The organism is Microbacterium sp. B24 (assembly GCF_000333415.1).
In the GTDB taxonomy this organism is placed as follows: domain Bacteria; phylum Actinomycetota; class Actinomycetes; order Actinomycetales; family Microbacteriaceae; genus Microbacterium.
The window spans coordinates 1-1,399 of record NZ_BADB01000371.1 but is presented as its reverse complement, the minus strand read 5'-3'; the positions used below and the strand labels follow the sequence as shown (position 1 = coordinate 1,399).

The following is a 1,399-nucleotide window of genomic DNA, read 5'->3' as shown; positions in this document are numbered from 1 at the left end:
CCCGAACCGTCGTCGATCGCGGAGGCTTCGGGAAACGCGCGCGCCGTGGCACGCAACACGTCCAGCAGCGTGCGGGCCGGGGCCGCAGCCTCCGCGCGACCGAGGAGCGCCCGGGGTGAATCGTCCACGTCAGGAGAGCAGTTCGATCAGCTGCGCCTTCGTTAGGCGTGAGTAGCCCGTTCGGCCGGCGGAGCGCGCACGTTCGCGCAGCTGCACGACGGTGAGGGCGCTCAGGTCCGCGTCGTCATCCGTGGGCTGCGGCGCGCCCGTGTCCGCGGGGGCGGCGAGCTCGGCGGCGAGCGCCTCATCGGCCGCATGCGCGTCGAGCTCGGCGCGCGCGGCAGCGGCCTCCGCGCGGCGTGCGGCCTTCTTGAGCGCCTTCGCCTCGGCTGCCTCCGCCGCTGCGCGCGCAGCGGAACTCTCCGCCTCCTGGGCCGCACGGCGCGCCTCGGCACGCAGCCGCGCCTTGCGATCCGCGGCGGCGACGGCCTTGGCGACCGCTCGTTCGAGCCGCTGGAGCGCCCGCTCCGCCTGACGGGTGACCTTCCGGGGTTTGCGGCGCAGCTTCTTCTTCGATACGTCGGCGGCGTCACGCGCCTCGTCGATGTACTCCTCGAGGCCGGCGGCCAGCTTCTTCGGAAGGTTCTTCGCCGTCTTGGCCGCCGTCTTGGCCGCCGCGGAAGCGTCGGTGATGGCGCTGCGCGCGGCGCGTTCGCTCTTGCTCGTCGTACCCATGGCCGACATCGTAGGGGTGTCATGTGAACCAACGGCGAACCGTTGCCGCCGCGCCGCACGCGATCGCTCGAGATCGTTAACCTCTCGTTCACCTCTGCACCGCCGGCCGGTAAGAGTGGCTGTCTAGCGTCGGGGCGTGCCCTGCACCGGGCCCGCATTTCCCACACAACGTGAAGGATTCACAGTGAAGCTCACCCGTATCTCCCAGCTGGGCGCCATCGCGGCCGTCGCCGCCCTCGCCCTCACGGGCTGCGCGTCGTCCGGCAGCAACACGCCGGCCGAGAGCGCGAGCCCGACCGCCACCAGCTCGGATGTCGCCTTCCAGATCGACCCCAGCCTCAGCGGCACCATCACCGCCGGCGGATCCAGCGCGCAGTCCAACGCCCAGCAGGCATGGACGACCGCGTACAACGCGACCGCCAAGAACGTGAAGATCAACTACGACAAGTCGCAGGGCTCCGGCGGCGGCGTGACCAACTTCCTGAGCGGCGCCTACGACTTCGCCGGTTCGGACTCGCCCCTCAACGCCGACCAGACGGCGCAGTCGAAGGCGCTGTGCACCGAGGGCGGCATCAACATCCCGATCTACCTCGACGGTGTCGCGATCATCTTCAACATCCCGGGTGTCACCTCGCTGAAGCTCAGCGGTGAGACGATCGCCAAG

Annotated in this window: 2 protein-coding genes; one reads left to right on the top strand and one right to left on the bottom strand. The window is 70.5% G+C overall.

Going from position 1 to position 1,399, the window contains the following annotated elements; genetic code table 11:
* Positions 1–129 precede the first annotated feature (129 nt).
* Positions 130–735 carry a Rho termination factor N-terminal domain-containing protein gene (locus tag I5I_RS09785; protein WP_239498556.1) on the bottom strand — a complete coding sequence of 202 codons (606 nt, stop codon included), beginning with the start codon at positions 733–735 and terminating at the stop codon, positions 130–132.
* Between the two features lie 184 nt (positions 736–919).
* Between I5I_RS09785 and I5I_RS09780 the strand changes: the two genes are divergently transcribed.
* A partial coding sequence (locus I5I_RS09780) for a substrate-binding domain-containing protein (RefSeq protein ID WP_036318925.1) occupies positions 920–1,399 on the top strand: 480 nt, incomplete at its 3' end.